The following is a 23,551-nucleotide window of genomic DNA, read 5'->3' as shown; positions in this document are numbered from 1 at the left end:
AGGAATGGAAGTGGGGTTTTTAGAGCCGTCGAACTCACGTTAATTTACAAGATGCCGATACTGTTGTGAATTACGATCCACCTGAAGGAGCGGATGAGCTATTTCAAAGGGCAGGTAGAGTGTTGAGGATGACCGCAAATTCTGAACGAGTGGTTCAGTTCTATACACTTGTACCGTTAATCATAGATCAAACAGACAGCCTTTCCCGCGTACAAAACGATATCTGTAAGAGATTTACTCGCATTGCTCATCGCCACAACAAATCGAAACGCATTTTGGGATCTGATGTCATATCAAAAGAAGAGCACTCTGAAATAACGCTTGATAGAGATTTAGATGTGGAGCAACTTACACGAGATAGTCAATTTTTAAAAGATATTGGTGGACTTGGTGCTGAATCCATGCTGACTCATGTAGCAGTGCTTGAACAATACCGGAGTCGTGCAGAAGAACTGCCAGAATATTTACTGAGTGCAAGGAGCTATTCCAAGCCTCAACCCCGTATCTTTGTACTGCTTAAGTATGAAAGCAAGTATTGTCCCATACTTTTCAACTTGTCAAGCAAAAAGCTTGAAAAGCAAGATGAACTTGCTATTCTTGACTTAATTGCTTGTATAGAATCAGAACCTTGTGCCGCAATTCAAGCTGCTGAGATTGAGAAGATAGCTAACCAAGCTGCCCGTGCTTGGTGTGATTTTGAGAATATTTCCGTAGATCGGGTAAGCAAAATTTGTGGTCTTTATCTCGTACCTCTTGACAAGACAGCAGAAATAAATCGGTTGCTAGATGACAAACTGACAGAGGCGAACGCTAAAGTTTAGTACTTATGTATTGCTTGTAGAAGTCCTTAACCCTCTTTTGTCATCACTGTTTATTAGGCGAATATTGGTCAGCAGAAGATTCACTTAACGTCCTAGCATTTTATCCCGCAGATGCTTAATGCGATCGCGCAATTTTGCCGCTTCTTCAAATTCTAGTTTCTTTGCTGCTTCTTTCATTTGCGTTTCTAACAGAGTAATCAATTGGGGAATCTGTTCTAATGGCAGTTCATCTAGATGTTCATCTACTACTTTTAAATCAGTTGCATTTAACCGCCGAGATACATCTAAAAAAGCCAAAATCGCATTACTTGATTTTTTCACAATCGGTTGTGGTGTAATCCCATGCAGTCGATTATGTGCTGTTTGAATCCCGCGCCGCCTGTCTGTTTCATCAATAGCTTTAATCATGCTACCTGTGAGATTATCGGCATATAAAATCGCTTGTCCCTGAATGTGACGCGCGGCTCTACCAATAGTTTGAATTAAGGAACGCTCGGTTCGCAAGAAACCTTCTTTATCTGCATCCATAATTGCTACTAATGAAACTTCCGGTAAATCCAAACCTTCCCGCAGCAAATTCACACCAACTAATACATCAAAATTTCCCTCGCGCAAATTCTGCAAAATCTCGATGCGCTCAATAGAAGTAATTTCGGAATGTAAATATCGTACCCTGATACCGTGGTCTTGCAAATATTCGGTTAAATCTTCCGCCATTCGCTTAGTTAATGTAGTAATCAAGACTCGTTCATGGCGGTCGGCTCTATCTTTAATTTCGCCTAACAAATCATCAATTTGTCCTTCTGTGGGACGCACAGATATTTCTGGATCGATCACGCCAGTTGGTCGAATTACTTGTTCAACTACATGGTCTTCAGAAACTTCTAATTCCCAATTTCCGGGAGTTGCTGAAACAAAAATACACTGATTTACCTTTTCCCAAAATTCTTCGGCTTTTAAAGGACGGTTATCAGCAGCACTAGGAAGCCGAAATCCATGTTCAATTAAAACTTTTTTTCTCGCTTGGTCGCCATTATACATACCGCGAATTTGGGGCACGGTAACGTGAGATTCATCAATAACTAATAGCCAATCTTTGGGAAAATAATCAATTAAACATTCTGGTGGTTCTCCAGCTTGTCTTCCTGCTAAATGACGGGAATAGTTCTCAACGCCGTTACAGTAACCTACTTCGCGCAGCATTTCCAAATCATAGCGTGTACGTTGATCTATGCGTTGCGCTTCTAATAATTTGCCAGCTTGTTCTAAGTCTAGTTTTTGCTGTTTTAACTCTGCTGCAATGTCATTACAAGCTACTTCTAACCGTTCTTCTGGGGTGACAAAGTGACGCGCTGGGTAAACATTCACCGCTTCCAAACTTTTGAGAATTTCACCTGTTACCGGATCGATATAGCGAATTGCGTCAATTTCATCACCAAAGAATTCGACGCGAATAATTCGGTCTTCATAAGCTGGGCCAATTTCTAAAACATCACCCCGGACGCGAAATTTTCCCCGACCCCATTTCGATGTCGTTACGGCTGTATTGAACATTTGCCAAATCTCGTAAAATTTGACGCTGATTTACTTCCATACCTATCTGAAGGGGGATGGCAGCTTTCAGATATTCTGCTGGCATTCCTAAACCGTAGATGCAACTGATGGAAGCAACGACAATGACATCACGACGTTCAAAAAGCGATCGCGTTGCTGAATGCCGCAACATATCTATTTCATCATTAATCGCCGCCGTTTTTTCAATATAAGTATCGGTGACGGGAATATACGCTTCTGGCTGATAATAATCGTAGTAGCTGACAAAATACTCGACTGCGTTATTGGGGAAGAAATCCCGCAACTCGTTACAAAGCTGTGCAGCCAGGGTTTTGTTATGCGCCAGTACTAAAGTCGGCTTGCCAATTTTCTCAATAACTGCTGCTACCGAAAATGTTTTGCCAGTTCCAGTGGCTCCTAGTAAAGTTTGGTAACGATTGCCTGATTGGATACTAGCAGAAAGTTTAGCGATCGCTTGTGGTTGATCGCCTGTGGGACTAAAGGGAGCTTGAAGACAAAATTCTGTCATACAGTTTTGCTGTAAATACCCTATCTCATGGTGACAATTCCGCTCTGTATCTATTGTAGCTGGCTGATTAGAGCAAATAAATAGTAATAATTATTTATAAAAGTTATTGCTTTAAATTTACTTATGTATTAGTTTTAAAGATTCTTATATCTATATGAGGTTTTTTAAGGTTAAACTCTAAGGTATATGGGAAAAAATTTCATCTTTCCTTAATTATTGTAAAATTCAGTTAACAAACTAGAGGTGTTCGTTTATGACTAATAGCAACACTGGCAAAGCAACCAGTTCTCGGCAGAAGTATGCCAAGTCTACACAGGAAGTTGAAAATCAACAAGACCAGAGCTTGAATGCAGATAAAGCCGAGGAAGTTAATGAACTGCCAGTAGGAGCTTCTGGAACACTCGCCATTTCTGGAATTCGCCCTATAGGCGCTAGCGACATAGAAGTTGCTGAACACCTTTCAATTTCTGGGGTGCGTCCTGTTAGCACTAGTAATTTGGAAGTAGTTGAAACCTATAATGCAATGGGTATTCGACCAATTGGTGCTAATAGATTCCAAATTGTTGAAAGTATGAATCTCTCTGGGATTCGTCCAATTGCCTCAAGTTCATTAGTAATTGATGAAAGCTATTCGACATTCGGTAATCGTCCGATAGCATCAAATCAGATTGACAATCCTGAAAACCTGATGGGTTTTCTAGATTAAACAACAAACATCCCCATAACTTTATTAACCCATTTTCTATAGGAAACTGGGTTTTTTTATTTAAAAAGTAAAAATTACCATTTGTAACATTTATTCTATGTCTTTTAGCATAGGTAACTAAACTATTCTCACTTTATTTTATATTCAATTAACAGCCAGAACGCTTATTAAAACTAACTTTCTTAATTATGAATTACCAATTACGAATTCCGAATTATTGAATCTTCCTTGTGGTAGAAGGCTTTAGCAAAAACTTTAAGTTAATGTGTAAAGGTAATAACAAAGAGTTTCAAAGTCAGTTGATAGCTTTGAAATGAATTTTTAATTGAATCAGGAGTATCAAAATGAGCATAGAAGATCGCGCAAAGGCTGCTGCTAAAAATGTTGAAGGTAAAGCCCAAGAAGCATTAGGAAACGTTACTGGAGATCCAGAAGATAAAGCTAAAGGTAAAGCAAAGCAAGCCGAAAGCGAAGTACGTCATGGTATTGAAGACGTGAAAGATAATGTCAAGAAAAACATTGACTAGTAATTCATGATTTTTTTTGCAGAAACTCTAGGGATATAAATGGGGTGGATTCCATTTTTGCAAGAAAAAATTACGAAATGCTAAATATTCAATGCTATGCGCCTTTATTCTATTCTTAGCAAGCGTTGAAAGATAAAGGACTAGCTTGATTGACAGAAATTTTATAGAGACGTAATTAATTACGTCTCTATATTTATGCTTAATTTCTTTTTACAGCAGATTGCAAGTTAATAGACCTCTTGCAAAAATCCTTGAATCACCCCTCCCCGTATGGGTTGGGGAGGGAGCAAGATTTAAAGTTTCCCCTTTATAAGGGGGGATTAAGGGGGGGTAAGAATGTATTTCATTTAGATGCAAAATGCTGTAATTTATTTTTTATAATTATTAAAACTATAAAGCAATACAGTTCACAATGAGCAACAAAAACCTGATGTAGAGAAGCGATTTATTGCTTATTGAAATACCAATCATCTTTAATTAAACCGTATCATATTCTCAAGTTAGAACTTACACACTCAGATACCTCAACCTCCTTTAAAGTAATTTTCCGTTGCAAATCTGTCTACGACGATCGTAGCTAGACAACTTTGCTCAATATGAAAATCATTTAAAATATCAAAAATTGTAGTAATATACCACAGGCATTAACTATCTTCAGCTACATCTGATTGTTAGCGCTCTTAAATTCACAATCGATGAGAATATACCGTGAACCTAACTCTTTATTTTCTCCGTCACGGACAGACAGAATGCAGCCGCAATAATTCCTTTTGCGGTTCTATAAATTCAAAACTTACTCCAGAAGGCTTGGAGATGGCAAAAGCTTTTGCAGATACATATAGTTCTATGGATTGGACAGCAATATTTTGTAGTCCAATGCAGCGAACTGTGGAGACAGCAAAACCTTTGTATGAAGCAATAGGGATAGAACCACAACTTAGAGATGGTTTGAAGGAAATCAATTATGGCTTGTGGGAAGGAAAAACCCCAGAAGTAATTAGCCGTGAATATCACGATGATTATATTCGCTGGTCAGCAGATCCGGCTTGGAATGCTCCAACTGGCGGAGAAATGGCTGTCACAATTGCTTCTCGCGCCTTGCAGGTAATTGAAGAAATTAAACAAAATTACACTAGTGGAAAGGTTTTAGTCGTTTCACACAAGGCAACCATTAGAATTCTTCTGTGTAGTTTACTAGGGGTTGATGTCGGACGCTTCCGTTTTCGTTTGGGATGCCCTGTGGCTTCGGTCAGTATTGTAGAATTTACCTCACATGGGCCGTTATTAAAAGTTTTGGCAGACCATAGTCATTTGGATGAACGGTTACGAAATTTACCAGGAACGTGAGGGAGTTAAAAGTTAGGAGTTAGGAGTTAGGAGTTATTATTTTTGCCTTGCTCTCCCTAGCTATCTGGCTCAGTGTATTTGCAGAGAACGTTGATTCCAATTTTGATAATATATAACACGACAATTGTGGCGATCGCACCATCAATCGGGATGCCATGTACTGCTGCAACGGCAACCAGTGAGCCAATGATACTATTGAGCAAAGAACTACTACCGGGGTTATTAGTGTATTCTTTGATTTTGCCCCGTAAACCATCATCACCACAGATTTCTGCGCGGATTTCGTCGAGAGTCAGCTGCAACAGAGATTTTTTGCCCCTACTATAATCTGTTTTGCCGACTTTCTCTTGCCAGAGTGTATCAAAACTCGCTTCTAGATTACCGTTGTGTTGTTGCAGGGTAGTAAGAGCTTGTTGCGCTGGAGTGTCGTTTGGCAGAAGTTGCTGAAATTCTTGGATTTCGCCAGGGGTTAATTGGAGATTCATGCTATATCCTTAATACGGGATAATTGGGATGCTCAGGATTTGGTATAAGTCGCTGATTTTTACAATCTACTAATAAATCTAGCGTTTCCAGTACTGTTTGCCCAATCAGCACAGTATTGCCTGTAACTAATGTCGCTTCCGTCGTTTCTCGCCCTTCTAATTCTATAATTACAGGTTCCGTCACACCAATAGATTCTTCCATGCGGTTAGCGTATTGGGCAATCTGCTGACCCCGAATTCTCAAACCTAACTGCTGTACAATCGACATTGGTAGTACTGTACGCACAGCCCCAGTATCCACCAGTGCTTCGGTTTCATATACCTGTAACATATTGGGATTAAGCATTCCTCGACTCACAAGAGCTTCGTCTATGGCATTTGTTAGTTTAACTTTGATGCAAACTGCACCCATAGAATCATTGCTGGCATTATTGGAAGTATTAAGATTTACCATAATAGACATCTCCTAGAAAATTACCTAGAGAGAATTTATTAATTGTTGAATCACCGATCGCAGTTATAAGTGAATGTCTTGTCGTCACCAACATTACAATATTAAGGCTTAAGGTTACGACATTAAGGCTTAAGGTTACGACATTAAGCCTTACAGTTACAACATTAAGGCTTAAAGTTACAACATTAAGCCTTACAGTTACAACATTAAGCCTTACAGTTACAACATTAAGCCTTACAGTTACAACATTAAGCCTTACAGTTACAACATTTTGACAAAAGCTTATGCGATCGCTCTTTAGGGGTCGTGTGATTTGTGCGTAGGCGTAGCCCGTCGTAGACATCGCAAGCAATGCTTAAACAAAACTTATTTGAGAAGTTGCGAGATCCCCGACTTCTTCAAGAAGTCGGGGATCTGAATCAACCTAGCTCATCTCGTGCTGTCCAAATTGCCTCGCGTAGCTCTCCAGCGCACTCTTCACCCGTCGCCTCGCGCCAAATGCTTTGAAACTGGCTTTCACCTAACTGCTTGAGCATACGGGCTAAATTACTGATACGATAACCAATCCAATCTTGATTATGCTCTAGGTCAATATCTAAAGCATAAATGTAAATTGGCAAAGCCTTAGCATAATTTTCTTGAGCTTCTAAAACCGTTGCCCATGTACCCAATGCTAATGAAGCTTTATGCCAATCGTGGGATTGCTGGTGAACTTCCAAAGCTTTTTGATAATAGTTAATTGCTACATCAAACTGCCTTTGCTCTTGGGCTACCATGCCCAGTAGGAAATAATCATTAGCAGCAGAGTCCAAATCTCCAGCTTCTTCATGAATCTTCAGCGACTTGTGGTAGTAATTAACAGCCACATCAAACTGCCCTTGCTCTTCGGCTACCATGCCCAGTTGCTGATAGTTACTAGCAGCAGACTCCAAATCTCCAACCTCTTCATGAATCTTCAGGGACTTGTGGTAGTAATTAACAGCCACATCAAACTGCCCTTGCTCTTCGGCTACCATGCCCAGTTGCTGATAGTTACTAGCAGCAAACTCCAAATCTCCAACCTCTTCATGAATCTTCAGGGACTTGTGGTAGTAATTAACAGCCACATCAAACTGCTGTTGTTTAGAGGCAACATTGCCCAATTGGTGATAGTTGCTAGCAGCATTGTACAAATCCCCGGTATCTTCATGAATCTTCAGCGACTTGTAGTAATAATCAACAGCCACATCAAACTGCTGTTGTTTATAAGCAACATTGCCCAGTTGGTAATACACTTTAGCAATAGCGTACAAATCTCCAACATATTCAAATATCTTCAGCGCCTTATGGTAGTAATCAACAGCCTCATCAAACCGCTGTTGCGCTTGAGATGCGCTACCCAGTTGGACATAAACATAAGCAGCATTGTAAAAATCTCTAGCATCTTTATATATCTTCAGCGCCTTGTGGTAGTAATCAACAGCCACATCAAACCGTCGTTGAGCATAGGCTACTATGCCTATTTGGTGATAGTTACTAGCAGCGGAGTGAAAATCACCGACATCTTCACAAATCTTTAGTGCTTTGTGGTAGTAATCAACAGCCTCATCAAACTGTCTTTGCCTTTGGGCAACATAGCCTAGATTATGATAAGCAAGAGCAATTTTGTCATTCACTGAGCAATCATTGAAAGCTATAAGTTCATCGAGTATTTTTTGATAAATTTTCCTTGCACCTGCCAAATTAGCACTTTGCGCTGCCTCATTAGCTTCATTACCCCGCAAATAAATCCAGAAATTAACAGCAGCTTTACCCTTTGCTTTTGCATCTGCCAAGTGTATACCGATTTGCTTCAGCGCCCGTTGTCGCAGTGACTTAAATTCGGGTTTGCGCCCAATGCGCTGATAAACTTCTCCCAATGTTTGCAAAATTGTTTGTGCTTCGAGCCATTCTTCTTGCTGCTCGGCTAGACGCAAATTTTGTAACAGATTTGGTTCTTCGACTTGCAGCACAAAAGTTGCTATTTCAGCTTTACTAATGAGTTGCTTGTCATAGTGAGCAGCCAAATAAGTGTAGAAAATCACCAGCTTTTTTTCGAGTCTATTAATCACCTCCTGAGAAGCTATTGTGTTTAACTGTTGGCGCAAATACCAAGGTAATGCAGGGTGAATTTTATAAATAGTCTCATAACCCAGATATTCCATAATACCTGCGGCGGTGGCTTCATTAAGCAGCTGCAACCAATCAGTTTTTTGCAAGTTCTCGCTAAACACCGCCCGATAAGCTTGTCCATAGCTATTATCTGGACTTACTGAAAAACGATGTAACAACTCAGTATCCACCCGTTCCGAAAACAGCGCCAAAAATGGTAAATGTCGTCGTGTTCGTTCCGACAACTTCGCAAAGGAATAATCCAACGACACAGTAAGAGATTTTTCTCTCCCTTCTTCCTCTTGTCCCCTAAAAGTATCCAACCCCCGCCGCAACGCCTCAATTAACTGCACGGGTGTCTGTGTCTTTAAATGCGCTAACACCACCCGCAAAGACAAGGGATGTCCCCCCAACAATTTCAGCAATTCCAAATACTCTGCTGGCAGGTTCTTTCTCTCCACACCCACCGTTTGCAAAATCTTTGCGGCTAACTCTTGGGCATCCGCTTGAGATAACCCCCGCAAATTGATTAAACTATACCCACAATCCAACCAAGCTTCTTCGCGGCGACTGGTTATTAATACCCAAGATTTACCACCCCGCAATTCCTTCAGAAACCGCTTCAGCTTATTTCTTTCTTCCCCACTCAATAATGGTTCATTCCCCGTAGGAAAACCGTTGACAGGTTCAAAGTTATCCCAAATCAACAAGCAAGGATGAGTTTGCAGATATTGCCGCACCACAGCCTCTTGTTGTTCTGGCATCATTTGGGAAAATCTCTCACCGCCCAACGCCCTACCAATTTGGTTAATTACCTGACTCAACCCCGCACCCTGTTCAAAGGAGGTAAAGAAAATACCCCCAGTCCGTCCTTGAGTATCATCCAACCACCGGGCGAAACCTGCGACTAACTCAGTTTTACCGACACCGCCCATTCCCTGCACCAAAACCACATGATTTTGCCGAAATGCTCTCTCTAAACGCAAAATCTCATAATCTCGCCCAATAAAACCATAAGCGCTTTCATCAGGTAAACCTACAGCTTTGCTGCTTTCTGAAATGTTGTCCGCTTGCGCCATCAAATCGGCAAAACTCGGTGCTGTCTTTTGAGGAACAAAAGGCGTATAGGGTTCCTGCTGATACAGCACTGGTACAAGCCAATCTTGTAAAGGTAAATTTCCTTTAGGACTGGGGCGCATTTTGTCAATAGACATGGACTTGCGCCCAGCTGCAACTGCTTTGGCGATACACTCTCCCCTGACTAATTCCCCATACAACCGCCCAATAAAATGTTCAGCACCTTTGGCGTAAACTGAATACGCCATTGCTACCACACCCTTTGCCCCCAGTTTCACCAACTGTCCCGCTACAGAAGAAAAGGCTTCTTCCCCGACTTGTCCAGACTTACAAGCATTCAGCACAAAAATCGGTACGCGGCAATCTGTTAAATATTGGGCAATTTCCCTTGCGCTGACAGCTTGCTCGTTTCCCTGCTCATCCTCAAAGACTAAAACGCCCTGTGTCTGGTTGTCAAAATTCCCATGTCCATCAAAATGGACGATATGATAAAAACCTTTATGAGCTTGCAATTCTGCTTCAAACTCTTTCAAGCTAGGGGGACGCAATACCTTGAGATTGACTCGCTGACGTATCGGTTGCAACGCCGCCAGCAAGGGACGGGCAATAGTTTTAAAATTTACGTCTTGCTCATCGTCAGGACGAGCAATAACTAATAAAATATTCAGTTGGTCATCGGGCATTGGTGGCAATGGTGCTTTTACGCCCTGACTGCTGAGACTGCGATACATTCCCGCCAGTGAAGGTGCAAGAAATTGATAGTCGGGGGAATACAGCAATTCCCAAGGTAAATTCAGCACCTTGGCGTTATCAGAAATGATGCCCAGTTCGCATTTATCAAGTCCATCTCGTGTGGCTTCTTGAAAAAACTCTCTTCCTTTCTCTGTGCTGCGAAATACTAGTTCAAATAATTCTTGTCCCCACTGCTGTAACTTTTGTTCGATTTTTGCGGCGTTATCTGGAAAAATACCGTAAGGAAACTGTAAATAATCTTCTAAATACCAGCGCAATTCAGCCGCGTTTTCTTCATCGAATGGTTGCTGAAAGGCTACTTCTGGCGCAAGGCGAGGACTTTCATATCCGCGTTGCCAAGAAAGTTGGATTGTTTCGCCTTGATGCGTAATCCGCAACCAATTTATTGCCATTGCTGCTGTGCTGGTTACTGGGTAAATTGATGCTAGCTTAATTTGAGTAATTCACGCAGAAGCACAGAGAGGAAGATTGAGTTTTAATTCAGTACAGATACAGCGATAATGTACTCAAATTATCAGCGAATTATTTTATGCAGCCAGATATTGAGACTATTGTATTACGTCAAATGGCTTCGGGCGATCGCCTATCCTTACAACTATACAAATTCATCGGCGCTCAACCCGGTAAAAAGGTTTACATTCAATCTAATCTGCACGGTGCAGAAATTGCTGGTAATGCCGTTATTCACCAGCTAATTGAGTTTTTATTAACAATAAATCATACAGATTTAACTGGAGAAATTTGGCTAGTTCCCGTTTGTAATCCAATGGGGACGAATGAACGCGCTCATCATTTTTCCCCTGGACGTTACTGCATTTACGAAGCCAAAGACTGGAATCGCATATTTTGGGACTACGAAAAAGAAGCTGATGATTTAGTAGCTTTTACTAAATCTCAACTTCATCTCGATCTAAAGGTCATTCGACAAAATTATCTAACTATAATTAAGCAACAATTCATGAAAATTTTAGAAAAAATTAATTCTCCTAGTGCAGTGCCATACACTGAGCTTTTTGGCTACAAGCTACAAAATCTGAGTTTAGATGCAGACTACTTAATTGATTTACATAGTTCTACAAATCAAGCTTTAGACTACATTTATTACTTCCGAAATCGAGAAGACAGTGCAAAATACTTCCTACTCGATTTTGGAATCTTGCTTAATAAATACGATGGTGATGCTTTTGATGAAGCTTTTATCAAACCTTGGTTAGCGCTGGAAGCTTGTTTTCAAGAGTTGGGTAGAGAAATTAAGTTTGATGTGGAAGCTTGGACACTAGAATTAGGCTCAGGAATGCAAATGAATCCTGATTCAGTCGCTAAAGGTGTACGGGGTGTAAAAAATTATTTAGCACAAAAAGGTGTCCTGCAAATGTCTGATTTATCAGGTGACACAAAAACCCATGAAATGACTTTTGCATCTAGCAGCAACCGAAAAAAATATTATGCGATCGCAGGTGGTATGATTCAATCCAGAATAGAATTAGGCACTTCAGTAAAAGCTGGAGACAAACTCTATCAAATTCTGAGTTTTAATAAAGAAGGTAAGTTACCGAGTGTAATAGATGTCTGCGCTCAACAAGATGGATTGGTTTATGATGTGGCAACTAATCAGGCTGTGAATGAAGGCGAGTTTGTATTGGGAATTGTTAGTTAGAGGGTAACAAATATATCAAGTGATTTTAAACAATATCTTTATTAATGATCTCGCACTGCGTTTCTATTCCGTCTCAGAATGAACTCCGAGTCTCATAGCTGAAGCCCTGAACTTCACTTCTGGGTGGGATATCGATGAGTGTGACAGTTTCACTTCGTTTAGGGTTGTAGAGAGGTGCGATGCTTTCTTAAAGAAAATCAATTTAACTTCAACTACTATGTTGCTGTTCCAACCAAGTTACTAAATCATCCATCTCAGACATTCTTAAGAGCGCTCGACATAAAGCCTCTAATTGTTCAATTCTCAAACTTTGAACTTTTTGATAAATTGATTCATCAATCTCACCAAAACGTTCTTCTAGCAGAGACATACATAAAGAAAAAGCTTCTTGTTGTTTTCCTTTTTGCAAAATATCTTGATAAATCACTGATTCTTGCATAATATCCTCACTTAACAATTGACGAATCAAAGTTTTGTCGAATCGCAAACCAGCTAAAATTTCTGTATACCCGGCAATATTTTGTTTTGTCTCTCTATCTGAAATTGTAGCCACTTTTTCCGCAACCTGGGACAATAAACTTTGTGGGGAATCAGTACGACTCAGAATAGCCAGAGGTAATAAATTTGCATTATTTAAGAATACACTCGAATCTTGCTCCCACATCTGTATGACTTGATAGCGGTGTACTGTCGTATCATCCACATATTCTTGGGTAAAAGCAATTTTATCATTTGTTTCTTGCAAAAATATGACTACCTGCACAACTGGACATTTATACTGACGCTTTAATCTCACAGAGTAATCTAGCATTCGGAAGGTAATTGCAGGGCTAGACTGTGTTAAAGTCTGAAACTCAATATGCAGAATCCTGTTTTTAGTTTGAATAAAAGTCACAGAATCTGCACGAATTGGTTCCAAGCTTAATTCAGTTTTTAGCACCTTTATATTTGCCGATTCCTCAGCAATTAACCACCGAACAAAATCTGCTGGATATTTTTCTGCCAGCAGCTTACAAACATTATCAAAACTCACAATATTAACAGACCTAATATTATGATTATATTACAGCTATTTTCAGGTAAATAGACCACACGTCAAGGGACGCAAGGCTTTGTGCCCCTACGACAGGGGTGGTTCAAATACATGAAATAGCATTTTTAATTTCCAACACCTGTACAATATCAAACTCTACTAAACTTTGTACTTTGATAGGCACAGTATAGCTGCGCCTCTACCATATATGTTTAATCTCCCAAATAAATACTCATACCACGAGCGGTTTTAACTAAAGTACCATTGGGATCGACAGCGCTATATTGAGCGATCGCTTCTGTAATTGGTACAGTTAATACTTGGCGATTTTGCCATGTCACCATGCGATCGTATCGCTCTTCGGCTATTAGATTAACTGCTGCTACGCCAAAGGCTGTTGCAACTAATCTATCCAGTGGTGAAGCAGTTCCACCTCGTTGAATGTGTCCTAAAACTGTGACTCGCGTTTCTACACCAATGTGCTGAATAATTTCATCGGCTAAATATTCACCAATTCCCCCGTATCGAGATTGACCCTAAGCGATTGGTAATTGTCACATTTTCGCCGTCTTGGGTACGAACTGCTTCAGAAACAATAATCAAACAATAGTTTTTGCCTTTTTCTTGGCGTTCTTTGATTTTGTGGCAAATGTGTTCAACTGTATAAGGTATTTCGGGAATTAAAATTACATTTGCTCCCCCCGCAATTCCCGCAGCTATGGCTATGTGTCCAGCATCACGACCCATTACTTCCAAAATCATGACTCGGCTATGACTTGCAGCGGTAAAATGTAACCGATCTAGTGCTTCTGTGGCAATATTTACTGCTGTATCAAAACCGATAGCGTGTTCGGTAACGCCAATATCGTTATCAATGGTTTTGGGAATACCTACTAAATTAATACCACCTTGTTGAGCGAGGCGACGCAAAATTGCCAAGCTACCATCACCGCCGATACCAATCAAAGCGTCTAAACCTAGTTGATGATAACCTGCAATAATTTCTTCGGAGCGATCGCATAAACTTCCATCCGCCATTGGAAAAGCAAAAGGGTCGCCTTTATTGGTTGTCCCCAACATTGTGCCACCCGCAGTTAACAACGAGTCAACTTGGTCAACTTCCAACTTGGTGAATTGTGGCGGACGCGCCATTAATCCTAGAGTCGCTTGACGAATTCCCAAAACCTCCCAGCCGTAAGTATTGACAGCACAATTTACTACAGCCCTAATCACAGCATTTAAACCAGAACAATCACCTCCACTCGTCAAAATTCCGATGCATTTGGGTTTTCCCACATTTTTTGTTGACATTTTGATCCAAATGTATATGTTCAGCAGTCGATGAAAATTAAGCCAAAGTTAGCAGCAGATTAAACTTAAGCAAAAGTCCTCCCTGTTAATGCCAAAGTAATTTTATGTTTCTTTTGGATCTAAAAACAAAACAAAGTCTAAAAATTCCGCAACTCTTGAACCAGAAGTCATAATTTATGTGGGTTTGGTATGATTGCCGATGAAATGAGGTAAACTTGGAGTTTAATTTTTTTAATATTCTGACTACTAAATTCTGACCGAAGCTTTCGGAGTATGTGGCTTTGCTCTTGAATACTACAACTAAGGCGATCTCAGCTGTAAAATATAAGTGTAGAGCCAGTAGTAGATTAAACCTCGGCAAAAGCAATCCCTAAAAATGCCAGGGTAATTTTATGCCTATTTTGTGTCTAAGAAAGAACCAAGTTATCCCAGCTATCAAATATGAGGGTGGAGCCAAAGGTGACTAGTATTGAAAATTACAACTTCTCTTTTCCAGGAGAAGTAACAATTCCCCAGGCTCCTCCTGATTTTAAATCAGGTTTTATCGGCATTGTTGGTCGTCCAAATGTCGGTAAATCTACTTTGATGAATCAGTTAGTAGGACAAAAAATTGCCATTACATCACCAGTAGCACAAACTACACGTAACCGTTTGCGCGGTGTATTAACTACACCAGAAGCGCAGTTAATATTTGTAGATACGCCAGGAATTCATAAGCCCCATCATCAATTGGGTGAAGTATTGGTGCAAAATGCCAAAATTGCTATTGAATCGGTAGATGTAGTGTTATTTGTGGTAGATGGATCTGTGGCTTGTGGATCGGGCGATCGCTACATTGCCGATTTGCTTAGTCGCAGCAAAACACCAGTAATTCTGGGTATGAACAAAACCGACCAACAATCGGCTGATTCGCAGTTTCTAGATGATAGCTACGCTCAGATGGCCCAATCCCATCAATGGGAAATCGTGAAATTTTCTGCCAAGACTAGTACCGGATTACCGCAACTTCAAGAATTATTAATTAAACATTTAGAAATTGGGCCATTATATTATCCTCCAGACTTGGTAACTGACCAGCCAGAACGCTTTATTATGGGTGAATTGATCCGAGAACAAATTTTATTATTGACTCGTGAAGAAGTACCCCATTCAGTAGCGATCGCCATTGACCCTAGTAGAAGAAACTCCCAGCATTACCCGCGTACTTGCTACTATCAACGTCGAGCGTGATTCCCAAAAAGGCATACTCATCGGCAAAGGTGGAGCGATGCTCAAAGCAATTGGTAGTGAAGCCCGCGAACAAATCCAAAAATTAATCGCTGGCAAAGTTTACTTAGAATTATTTGTGAAAGTCCAGCCAAAATGGCGACAGTCGCGGATTAGTTTAGCAGAATTAGGCTATCGCGTAGAAGAATAATAATTGGTCAATTGTCATTAGTCACTTGTACTGAGCGAAGCCGTTGGCGCAGCCTCTCGTAGAGAAGTATTAGTCATTGGCAAGCAAAAGACAAAGGACAAATGACAAGTGACAGATGACAAATGACTCTTAATTAATCAAAATGTCTTTAGAAACTCGCTATCCCTTAAATTTACCCGTCAATGCTCCGCCATTGCGCGTGTTAATTGTCGAAGACGATCCGATGATGCAATTGGGATTAGAGCAATCGTTAATGGCTCATCCTCAGCTGGAGATTGTTGGACAAGCTGAAGATGGTTATTTGGGAGTCCAAGCTGCACTGCAACTGAAGCCTGATTTGGTGGTTATGGATATTGGGTTGCCGCGATTGGATGGCATTGCCGCGACACAGCAAATTAAGGCAGCGCTGCCAGCAACTCATGTAGTGATGCTGACATCTCATCAAACGGAAACAGAAATTATTGCGGCACTATCTAGCGGTGCAGATGCATATTGTATCAAAGGTGCAAGTGTGGAAAGATTGTTAAGTGCGATCGCAGCCGCAGTTGATGGTGCAGCCTATCTCGATCCCCAAATTGCGCGGCGAGTCATTGATAATCTCAAACCGCCTTCACCCACCACCAACACCGCCAACTTATCTGGGCGCGAGTTAGAAGTGTTAAAGCTGATGGTAGACGGGTTGAGTAACCCAGAAATTGCCGAAAAACTTTATCTTAGTCCCAATACCATCAAAACTCACGTCCGAGGGATTATGAATAAATTATCAGTGGACGATCGCGTGCAAGCAGCAGTTGTGGCACTGCGTTCTGGGTTGGTTTAATATCAGAAGTAATCCAAATCTTTACTACTAAATATCTGGATCGGTGTGTATAGCGATTCCTACTTTGTATGTAATACCAATTCAATTAATGATTGCAACACATTCTTGGGTAAAGACGCGATTCATCGCGTCTCTACAAATGGTCTATTTGTCGCATTCTTTTTTCAAATTGGTATAACTTTCAAAATACTCAATACCAACCTTTGGGTATATTTCTAACTATTCAAATAGTTGTAAAACTTTTAAATTTAGCTAATTTTTTGTTCCATGCGCTCATTACTATTTCAAAACTTGAAGCTGACTATTCCGACAGCTTTAGGATTTACGATTCTGGGCTATATTCTCAGTCTACCTCTGAGTTTACTCGTCAACTCAGAAGCAGCAAGATGGCAATTCTATCCGCAATCCAGAGTATATATTAAAACCCAAAAGCTTGATGAGCTTGGAAGTTTTCAAGCTAGGGTAGCACTTGGAGGAACAGCGCTCGGAATCTTAGTAGGTCAAACAACTTTTATTGTGTATATATTTGGACTTAGCAATCGTAGCACTAAGCAGTAATATCTTTGACGAGATATATGTAAATACAGCCTTTAGACCACCTGATGCAGTTGTATCTTATGGCGATCGCCACACCTTTGGCTTTCAAGTTGGCACGCATTTCTAACTCAATTTACAATTAGAGGCGTACATATATATGTACGCCTTTATAGTTGATTAATTTGTTGCCAAGATGTTGGAAAGATAGTCTACCTCAATGCATTTTAGTTAAAAGAGTTTGAGAATTCATTAGGGTCTACATTAGCAGGAAATAACAAAATTTCCTTACCTTCTAAACTTGCCTTGTGGTGAAGCAAAATTGCCTTTTCCAAAGAACAATATTTAATTGGAACCCATCTGTCGCTATAAAAGTAGACAGTTACTCGGCTCATTGCATACTCTTTCAACAGCAGTGGAAGAGACCAGGACGAGTCCACAGTTTGAACCTTACCTGTTGAGTCCATGCTTTGAACCTCAGTTATTAAGTATATTTACTTTCACTGATTGGAATGATTTAGAGGAACTATCATAAGTAATAAGAATCTGTCTTAAAACTACATCTTTAGATAAAAATTAGAAGAATTAAAACTGACTTCACCCTTAAAGGCTAAATGCGATCGCTAAGTAGAACGATGTGGAAAAACCAAACTATGTTAATAAAAATTAAATAGACTCAAACCCTCTTCCCTCCTGCCAACTGAGCCTCCTGCCGACGCTCGCGGACTCGCTAACGCTGCGCTATCCTGCCTCATCCAAACGATAAATATTTACACCGACCCCTACTTACTTTTGGTATCTCATCAGCAGTCGTGACTGAGATCGCCATTGTAAGAATAAGTAGGGATTTGATAAAAGAGTGCGACAAATAGATCATTTGTAGAGACGCGATTCATCGCGTCTTCAACCAAGGATGTGTTGCAATTATTAATTGGAGTGGTATAAGTAGGGATTTGATAAAAGAGTGCGATCGCATAACCTAGTTTTTTACAGCTATTTTCAGCAAAATAGCTGTAAGCTTTATGCATCTAATTCTTAACAAATGTCCACTCTAGTACCTCGATCGGCGCTTCTTGTAGTGCTTGAGTTAATTCGGCGCTGCTCTCAAATTTTACTTGGGAGAGGTCGCAAGCTTCGACGTTGACCGTGAATTTATCGTTTTGGAAGGGCCAGGGTTTGACAACAACCAAGTTATCACTGCGCTGCATAATGTCATAGCGCTCACCTTCAGGGCCCTTGCTAATTTCTAAAAACCGCTCATCTTCAGGTAGTTCCTGCTGACATAAAATCAGAGAAAGGCGATCGCACCATTGCATAAATGCATAGGCTGCATCAACTTCCTCCTTTTTGATGCCCAATTCTTTACGCCAACGTCGCTGATTTTGAAGTTGCTCGTTTAAAAGTTTGTCTAATTTTGAAGACTTACCCCGGCTTGACTCATTTAAACGGCTGATGTGCATAGAAATTAATAGAGCTACCCATCGTCCACGGTAAAGGGCATTCCTTGCCAAATTAGCCAATTTATCGACACCTGCATCTAAATCAGCATTTGTGGAAAGCATAAAGTCCTTTGGCGCACCCGCTTCAGTTAGAATATCTTCTTCCCACTCTTTTTCTAGATCGTCGTGATGAGAAATTGCAGCTATTGTTTCATATAATCTTGCAGGAGCATCTTTACGTCGCCATTGTCCAGCCAGTTCAGCTGCTAATAAAGCATGGGCACGATGATAAATTACTTCCCAACCATTTGGCGTAGGGTTGACAATCACAAGTTAATCTCCGGATTTTTAGTTGAATTAATTTCTAAAGTCAGAAATATCGGGGTAGAAATTGAAGCAGGGGCGCAAGGGCTTGCGCCCCGACGACAGGTGCGGTTCAAATACATGAAAATTGCTGAAAATAAAAATCCCGACTTCTTAGAAAAGTCGGGATTTTTTTGCTCGCTAAATGTAGCTAAACAGCCCAACATTTTTTAAACAAGGTAAGCTATTTGCCCACCAGATTATTGGGAGTTGTTCAGAACCAGCCAAAAACCTTTTTGCTCAAAATCAACCTATATTTTGACTGCAATCTATGCAATTAAGAGTGGCTTTCTAGTGGATTAGCAATGTATTTGAATGTTGGCTCAGAATTCCAGGGCCCACGCTCATCTTGACCGTTTCCGTTTGTAGATAGATTGTAGTAGAGAGCAACAGTTTCATCTGGCTTAATATTACCAAAGAAAGGATCTGTCAGCTTACCTAGCGAATCTAGAGCTTTCATAAACATCTGAGTATGAGAAATTTCTCGTGTTAACAGATGGACTAAAGTCTCTTGGGTTCCTTTGTCGGTTGCCAACTTAATCAATTCTTCGTAAGTCTGACGAGCGCCAGCTTCAGCTGCAACGTTAGCTCTTAAATCACGTACTACATCTCCACCCTCATTCAAGTAACTTGCAGTCCAAGCATTACCTTGGCTATCTAGAAAATGAGGCCCAATTCCTCGGACTGCAAAAAGAGTACTCTTGTAAGCCTCTGTTTGATCTACATTTTTAGTATGAGCCTCAATGAGTTTACCAACCATTTCTAAATGACTGAATTCCTCGATCGCAATATCTTGGAGCATATCTTTAATGCCAGCATTTTCGACATGGAATGATTGCACCCAATATTGAAGCGCTGCGCTAAGTTCTCCAGTCGCTCCGCCAAACTGCTCTAGTAGCAACTGAGCAAAACGAGGGTTTGGTTCACTAACGTTAACTGCATGAATAGGCTCTTTTTTGTGGAAAAACATAGATTTACACTTCTCAAAATTTGGTGTTACAGAACGAATCAACTTATCTTTCAGTTTTTTTCCAGATAGAGCTAAATTTGATGTTTTATAGCTTCTTCAACTGGTGAACTAGAAGACTGAGTAAAATACAGTAGTTATCTCAGGGTTGATAACTGCCAATCAGCGGTTATACATTGCTGCTTCTTCTGATTAATCCCCACATATAAATAGCAACAATTGCACCAAGCACAGCCACTAAAATACCGGGAAGAGTTAAACCAGCGCCAGCCGCAGTAATTTGCAGAGTTCCTGTTCTTAACAAGGTAAATAAAGTTCCACCGACGAAAGCACCAATGATACCCAAAATCATTGTGGAGAGAATTCCGCCGCCTTGAGAACCAGGATAAATAGCTTTAGCAATTGCACCTGCCAAAAGTCCTAAAACTATCCAAGCAATAATACTCATAACCGCCTCAACAATCTCACTCACTTAATATCTAAGCTATCAACTCTAATTACGAATTATTTCTACCAGATGGGGTAAATGTTAAATCCAAAAGTTATACACAATACTTTATATTCAGAATTGGATGAGAATTTGCGTTTTTTAAATCTTTTTAAGGTTAAACGAAAATTTTTGCGTATTGTAAGCTAGAAGTTATTAAAAACATCTAATCATAGACATAGTTATTGTCGGCAAAACTAAATGTTAATTAAGTAATCAATATATTCTTTTTTATCTCTCTCTTAAGGTATAAAGTTCGTATCTAACTTATTGGGGATGTATGAAAAATATTTCTTGATTCAACTTTTGAGAATTTTCGCGATCGCCGATCGTTAATTACCTCTATAAATAATTAACCAAGATTTTTGTTACAGATTTTTATTTAACAACTTTATTCCAATTACCTTTTGACTGGCTATTCCGCTTGCACTGCGCTTCATGCACCACACACACAAATAAGTTCAAACATAAAATCGGATTACTATAGTCTTAATAATATCCCCTCAAATTTTATTTTTCAGGTAGATTGAGGGGATAATATGTGGTAAAGATTTGCAGAAGCAATATCAAATGGCGCGGGAGAATTTTGTCTCTCGCGTTTTTGTGTGAGTATCAAAGATGACGGCAATATTTCTTACTAGCAATCTACCGATGTCGGTAATCTGAATCTGATTTTTTGATAAACTGACTAGACCATCAGCTTCTAGTGGTTTTAACGCCTCTAGTTCTTCAGAAAAATATTCATCAAAACCGATCTGATATTTGTTTTCAATATCTTGCTTATAAAGCTGAAAATGAGACATAATACTCATAATCACATCCCGTCGAATAATATCATTCTGACTTAGTTTGATACCTTTACTAATAGGTAAACTACCTATTGCCAGTGTTTGATAATAATCCTTTAACTCCTTGTGGTTTTGAGCATAAGCATCTTCTAACATACTGATGGATGTTGCACCAAAACCAAATAATTCTGTCTCGGCGTGGGTAGTATAGCCCTGAAAATTGCGTTTAAGAGTACCATTACGTTGAGCGATCGCTAGTTCATCATTAGTTTTAGCAAAATGATCCATTCCAATAAATAGATATTGGTTTTTCGTTAATTCTTCAATGGTCATTTTCAGAATCTCTAACTTTTCCTCCGCTGGCGGTAGCGCCTCTTGAGGAATATTTTTTTGTGTCGGTTTGAGCCAAGGTACATAAGCAAAGTTAAACACAACAATTCGGTCAGGATCTAACTCAATCGTTTTTTTCAGCGTTTCTTGAAATGTCTCACGTGTTTGATAAGGTAAACCATAAATTAGGTCTACATTCACACTTTCAAACTTAGCTTCTTTGATCCAACTCATGACATCAAAGAGCATTTCTTCAGGTTGGACGCGATTAACAGCTACTTGAACTTGGCGATTAAAATCCTGAATGCCAAAACTAATGCGATTAAATCCAATCTTTCTCAGAAAGAAAATGTAGTTTTTATCGATATAGCGGGGATTAATCTCAATTGAGATTTCTGCTTGGGGATCGATGTTGAAATAGCGATTGATATTTTTCCATAAAAATTCTACTTGGTGACGCTCCAAATAATTAGGAGTACCACCTCCCCAGTGGATTTGCAGCACTTTTCTATCAGAATCGATTAAAGCTGCGGTGTTTTTAATGTCTTCAACCAAAGACTCCACATAAGGTTTAGCAATATTCTTGTTGTTGGAAATTACTGTATTACAGCCGCAGAAGTAGCAAGCACTTTGGCAAAAAGGGATATGGAAATATAAACTCATAGGAGTTTTACGTTGATTTGATGCGGCGATCGCGGTCTTAAAATCAGTTTCAGTGAATGTTTCGCTTAACTCTGTAGCGGGCGGGTAACTAGTATATCTAGGTGCGCGAGTGTCGTACTTTTGAATCAGATCCAGATCGAACTTAACACCAGGTAATAGAAAAACCATTGAGTTGCTTTCCAATAAATGAAGGGAGTAATTAATGGGGAGCAGGGGAGCAGGGGAGCAGGGGGACAAGGCGGACAAGGGGGGCAAAGGGGGACAAGGGGGACAAGGGGGACAAGGGGGACAAGGGGGACAAGGGGGACAAGGGGGACAAGGGGGACAAGGGGGAATTATTGAACAAATCTCTCCCAAGTCTTCCCCCTCTTCCTTGTCTACCTTGTCTCTTTTCCATGCCCAATGCCCAATGCCCAATGCCAAAATTAATTAGCCGCAGCTATTTCAGGGCTACCTGAATTGTGAGAACGAGTGAGGCTATTAAAGAGAACTTGACCGAGTGCTTTAATTAAACTTCCCTCTAACTCTTGAGCCATCTTTAAATTGAACCCAAAGGCATTATTAGCTTCTGCAACAATCCGTTCTGCTGTTATATCATCAACGGGTAATGCATTTAATGCCTGACGATACTTATCCTTAAATGCCTTTTTGTCAGGAATTTGCTCAAAGTCGTAAAAGGATGTGCCTTCATAGCCAGAAAGCTTTAGGGCTGACTGAGCAACTTTTTGTAGCATTTGACCCCCAGAAAGATCGCCCATGTAGCGAGTGTAGGCATGACCGAGCAATAAGGCTGGTTCACTAGCAGAAATTTCCCGAATGCGGTCAATGTAGTTCTGGGCAGCAGGTGAGGCTGTAACTTCCTTTCTCCAATTATCCCCATAATAGAATACCATGTCTTTTTCAAGTGAAGATTGGCGATTAAGTTCAGGAAAATAAACCGCACTAATCACAGGATGCTCTTTATGCCTCTCTAATGCCGCTTCTAGTTCGCTGTAGACGTAATACAAGTTGCTTAAAAATTTCGCGAAGCAGTCTCTATCCACAACTCCTTGCAAAAAACATTTCATGAATGCCACATTTTCTGCTGAGGTGTGGGCTTGTTGAGTTCCAGAGCGCAGTTTGATGGCTAGATTACTACTCATTGTTGCTTCCTTCATGTTCAAACGCAAGGCTTCTGGGCAGTCACCGACTCAGGATGCCTGCCAGTACCAGCTAAAAAATTGTTATTCTAGGTTGAGAAAGGATCTGCATCACTTTATCTGGCAAATACAACTGCCATGCAAATCCCAGGTATTTTATTTCTCCTAAGATTATTTAACTCTTAACTTATATATAACTATTAAGATATTAATATTTATT

16 protein-coding genes and 4 pseudogenes are annotated in these 23,551 nt (G+C 40.2%); 8 read left to right on the top strand and 12 right to left on the bottom strand.

Going from position 1 to position 23,551, the window contains the following annotated elements:
- Positions 1-50 precede the first annotated feature (50 nt).
- A pseudogene (locus tag NSTCB13_RS33680) lies at positions 51-821 on the top strand (hypothetical protein); the annotation flags it as partial.
- 84 nt (positions 822-905) lie between these two features.
- Here the strand turns inward: NSTCB13_RS33680 and uvrB are convergent.
- Positions 906-2,904: pseudogene (gene uvrB, locus NSTCB13_RS33675) on the bottom strand (excinuclease ABC subunit UvrB).
- A gap of 253 nt (positions 2,905-3,157) precedes the next feature.
- Between uvrB and NSTCB13_RS33670 the strand changes: the two are divergent.
- The 3 genes from NSTCB13_RS33670 to NSTCB13_RS33660 all read left to right on the top strand — a co-directional run bounded on the left by NSTCB13_RS33670 (position 3,158) and on the right by NSTCB13_RS33660 (position 5,484).
- Positions 3,158-3,610 carry a hypothetical protein gene (locus NSTCB13_RS33670; RefSeq protein ID WP_445631895.1) on the top strand — a complete coding sequence of 151 codons (453 nt, stop codon included), beginning with the start codon at positions 3,158-3,160 and terminating at the stop codon, positions 3,608-3,610.
- Positions 3,611-3,954: 344 nt separating this feature from the next.
- Complete coding sequence (locus NSTCB13_RS33665) at positions 3,955-4,137, top strand: CsbD family protein (protein ID WP_099103871.1); 183 nt, start codon at positions 3,955-3,957, stop codon at positions 4,135-4,137.
- Positions 4,138-4,845: 708 nt separating this feature from the next.
- Positions 4,846-5,484, top strand: coding sequence for a histidine phosphatase family protein (locus NSTCB13_RS33660; RefSeq protein ID WP_448266905.1), 639 nt, complete (start codon positions 4,846-4,848; stop codon positions 5,482-5,484).
- Positions 5,485-5,540: 56 nt separating this feature from the next.
- Here NSTCB13_RS33660 and NSTCB13_RS33655 read toward each other — a convergent pair whose 3' ends face one another.
- The 3 genes from NSTCB13_RS33655 to NSTCB13_RS33645 form a co-directional block, all read right to left on the bottom strand.
- On the bottom strand, positions 5,541-5,969 hold the full coding sequence (locus NSTCB13_RS33655) for a hypothetical protein (RefSeq protein WP_448266906.1): 429 nt from the start codon (positions 5,967-5,969) through the stop codon (positions 5,541-5,543).
- A 1-nt stretch (position 5,970) separates the two neighbouring features.
- Positions 5,971-6,423, bottom strand: coding sequence for a retroviral-like aspartic protease family protein (locus tag NSTCB13_RS33650; RefSeq protein ID WP_448275365.1), 453 nt, complete (start codon positions 6,421-6,423; stop codon positions 5,971-5,973).
- Between the two features lie 419 nt (positions 6,424-6,842).
- Positions 6,843-10,775, bottom strand: coding sequence for a tetratricopeptide repeat protein (locus NSTCB13_RS33645; protein ID WP_448275363.1), 3,933 nt, complete (start codon positions 10,773-10,775; stop codon positions 6,843-6,845).
- Between the two features lie 137 nt (positions 10,776-10,912).
- Here NSTCB13_RS33645 and NSTCB13_RS33640 point away from each other — a divergent pair, with 137 nt between their 5' ends.
- Positions 10,913-12,040, top strand: coding sequence for a succinylglutamate desuccinylase/aspartoacylase family protein (locus NSTCB13_RS33640; protein WP_448275361.1), 1,128 nt, complete (start codon positions 10,913-10,915; stop codon positions 12,038-12,040).
- Between the two features lie 208 nt (positions 12,041-12,248).
- Here NSTCB13_RS33640 and NSTCB13_RS33635 read toward each other — a convergent pair whose 3' ends face one another.
- Together NSTCB13_RS33635 and NSTCB13_RS33630 are read right to left on the bottom strand one after the other, a co-directional pair.
- Positions 12,249-13,073 carry an Rpn family recombination-promoting nuclease/putative transposase gene (locus NSTCB13_RS33635; RefSeq protein WP_448275359.1) on the bottom strand — a complete coding sequence of 275 codons (825 nt, stop codon included), beginning with the start codon at positions 13,071-13,073 and terminating at the stop codon, positions 12,249-12,251.
- Positions 13,074-13,285: 212 nt separating this feature from the next.
- Positions 13,286-14,369, bottom strand: a pseudogene (locus NSTCB13_RS33630) (ATP-dependent 6-phosphofructokinase).
- A 456-nt stretch (positions 14,370-14,825) separates the two neighbouring features.
- On the opposite strand from NSTCB13_RS33630, the pseudogene era reads away from it, so the two are divergent.
- The 3 genes and pseudogenes from era (at position 14,826) to NSTCB13_RS33615 (ending at position 17,179) form a co-directional block, all read left to right on the top strand.
- Positions 14,826-15,801, top strand: a pseudogene (gene era, locus NSTCB13_RS33625) (GTPase Era).
- A 142-nt stretch (positions 15,802-15,943) separates the two neighbouring features.
- A complete protein-coding gene (locus tag NSTCB13_RS33620; RefSeq protein ID WP_445631889.1) occupies positions 15,944-16,621 on the top strand; it encodes a response regulator in 678 nt (225 codons plus the stop codon).
- A 267-nt stretch (positions 16,622-16,888) separates the two neighbouring features.
- Positions 16,889-17,179 (top strand): hypothetical protein, encoded by a 291-nt coding sequence (locus NSTCB13_RS33615; RefSeq protein ID WP_448275357.1) that lies wholly within the window; start codon positions 16,889-16,891, stop codon positions 17,177-17,179.
- Between the two features lie 779 nt (positions 17,180-17,958).
- On the opposite strand, the gene NSTCB13_RS33610 is transcribed toward NSTCB13_RS33615, so the two are convergent.
- The 6 genes from NSTCB13_RS33610 to NSTCB13_RS33585 all read right to left on the bottom strand — a co-directional run bounded on the left by NSTCB13_RS33610 (position 17,959) and on the right by NSTCB13_RS33585 (position 23,334).
- Positions 17,959-18,183 carry a hypothetical protein gene (locus NSTCB13_RS33610; protein WP_445631887.1) on the bottom strand — a complete coding sequence of 75 codons (225 nt, stop codon included), beginning with the start codon at positions 18,181-18,183 and terminating at the stop codon, positions 17,959-17,961.
- Complete coding sequence (locus tag NSTCB13_RS33605; RefSeq protein ID WP_448275355.1) at positions 18,184-18,924, bottom strand: DUF3891 family protein; 741 nt, start codon at positions 18,922-18,924, stop codon at positions 18,184-18,186.
- A 310-nt stretch (positions 18,925-19,234) separates the two neighbouring features.
- A complete protein-coding gene (locus tag NSTCB13_RS33600; protein WP_012410902.1) occupies positions 19,235-19,927 on the bottom strand; it encodes a manganese catalase family protein in 693 nt (230 codons plus the stop codon).
- 166 nt (positions 19,928-20,093) lie between these two features.
- The gene (locus tag NSTCB13_RS33595; RefSeq protein WP_445631885.1) at positions 20,094-20,372 is read right to left on the bottom strand and encodes a GlsB/YeaQ/YmgE family stress response membrane protein; all 279 of its coding nucleotides are present in this window, start codon (positions 20,370-20,372) and stop codon (positions 20,094-20,096) included.
- A 605-nt stretch (positions 20,373-20,977) separates the two neighbouring features.
- A complete protein-coding gene (gene hemN / locus NSTCB13_RS33590) occupies positions 20,978-22,360 on the bottom strand; it encodes an oxygen-independent coproporphyrinogen III oxidase (protein ID WP_445631884.1) in 1,383 nt (460 codons plus the stop codon).
- Between the two features lie 257 nt (positions 22,361-22,617).
- The gene (locus tag NSTCB13_RS33585; RefSeq protein WP_448275353.1) at positions 22,618-23,334 is read right to left on the bottom strand and encodes a biliverdin-producing heme oxygenase; all 717 of its coding nucleotides are present in this window, start codon (positions 23,332-23,334) and stop codon (positions 22,618-22,620) included.
- Positions 23,335-23,551 lie beyond the last annotated feature (217 nt).

It is taken from the genome of Nostoc sp. DSM 114160, from assembly GCF_053470305.1.
The sequence above is the reverse complement of the archived record's forward strand: the minus strand, read 5'-3'. Positions and strand labels throughout refer to the sequence as shown.

Bases quoted from the DNA above. Each gene is read 5' to 3' on its own strand.
- NSTCB13_RS33620 (WP_445631889.1), top strand. From the start codon at position 15,944: ATGTCTTTAGAAACTCGCTATCCCTTAAATTTACCCGTCAATGCTCCG.
- NSTCB13_RS33670 (WP_445631895.1), top strand. From the start codon at position 3,158: ATGACTAATAGCAACACTGGCAAAGCAACCAGTTCTCGGCAGAAGTAT.
- NSTCB13_RS33610 (WP_445631887.1), bottom strand. From the start codon at position 18,183: ATGCATAAAGCTTACAGCTATTTTGCTGAAAATAGCTGTAAAAAACTA.
- hemN (WP_445631884.1), bottom strand. From the start codon at position 22,360: ATGGTTTTTCTATTACCTGGTGTTAAGTTCGATCTGGATCTGATTCAA.
- NSTCB13_RS33640 (WP_448275361.1), top strand. From the start codon at position 10,913: ATGCAGCCAGATATTGAGACTATTGTATTACGTCAAATGGCTTCGGGC.
- NSTCB13_RS33600 (WP_012410902.1), bottom strand. From the start codon at position 19,927: ATGTTTTTCCACAAAAAAGAGCCTATTCATGCAGTTAACGTTAGTGAA.
- NSTCB13_RS33650 (WP_448275365.1), bottom strand. From the start codon at position 6,423: ATGGTAAATCTTAATACTTCCAATAATGCCAGCAATGATTCTATGGGT.
- NSTCB13_RS33595 (WP_445631885.1), bottom strand. From the start codon at position 20,372: ATGAGTATTATTGCTTGGATAGTTTTAGGACTTTTGGCAGGTGCAATT.
- NSTCB13_RS33615 (WP_448275357.1), top strand. From the start codon at position 16,889: ATGCGCTCATTACTATTTCAAAACTTGAAGCTGACTATTCCGACAGCT.
- NSTCB13_RS33585 (WP_448275353.1), bottom strand. From the start codon at position 23,334: ATGAGTAGTAATCTAGCCATCAAACTGCGCTCTGGAACTCAACAAGCC.
- NSTCB13_RS33655 (WP_448266906.1), bottom strand. From the start codon at position 5,969: ATGAATCTCCAATTAACCCCTGGCGAAATCCAAGAATTTCAGCAACTT.
- NSTCB13_RS33645 (WP_448275363.1), bottom strand. From the start codon at position 10,775: ATGGCAATAAATTGGTTGCGGATTACGCATCAAGGCGAAACAATCCAA.
- NSTCB13_RS33665 (WP_099103871.1), top strand. From the start codon at position 3,955: ATGAGCATAGAAGATCGCGCAAAGGCTGCTGCTAAAAATGTTGAAGGT.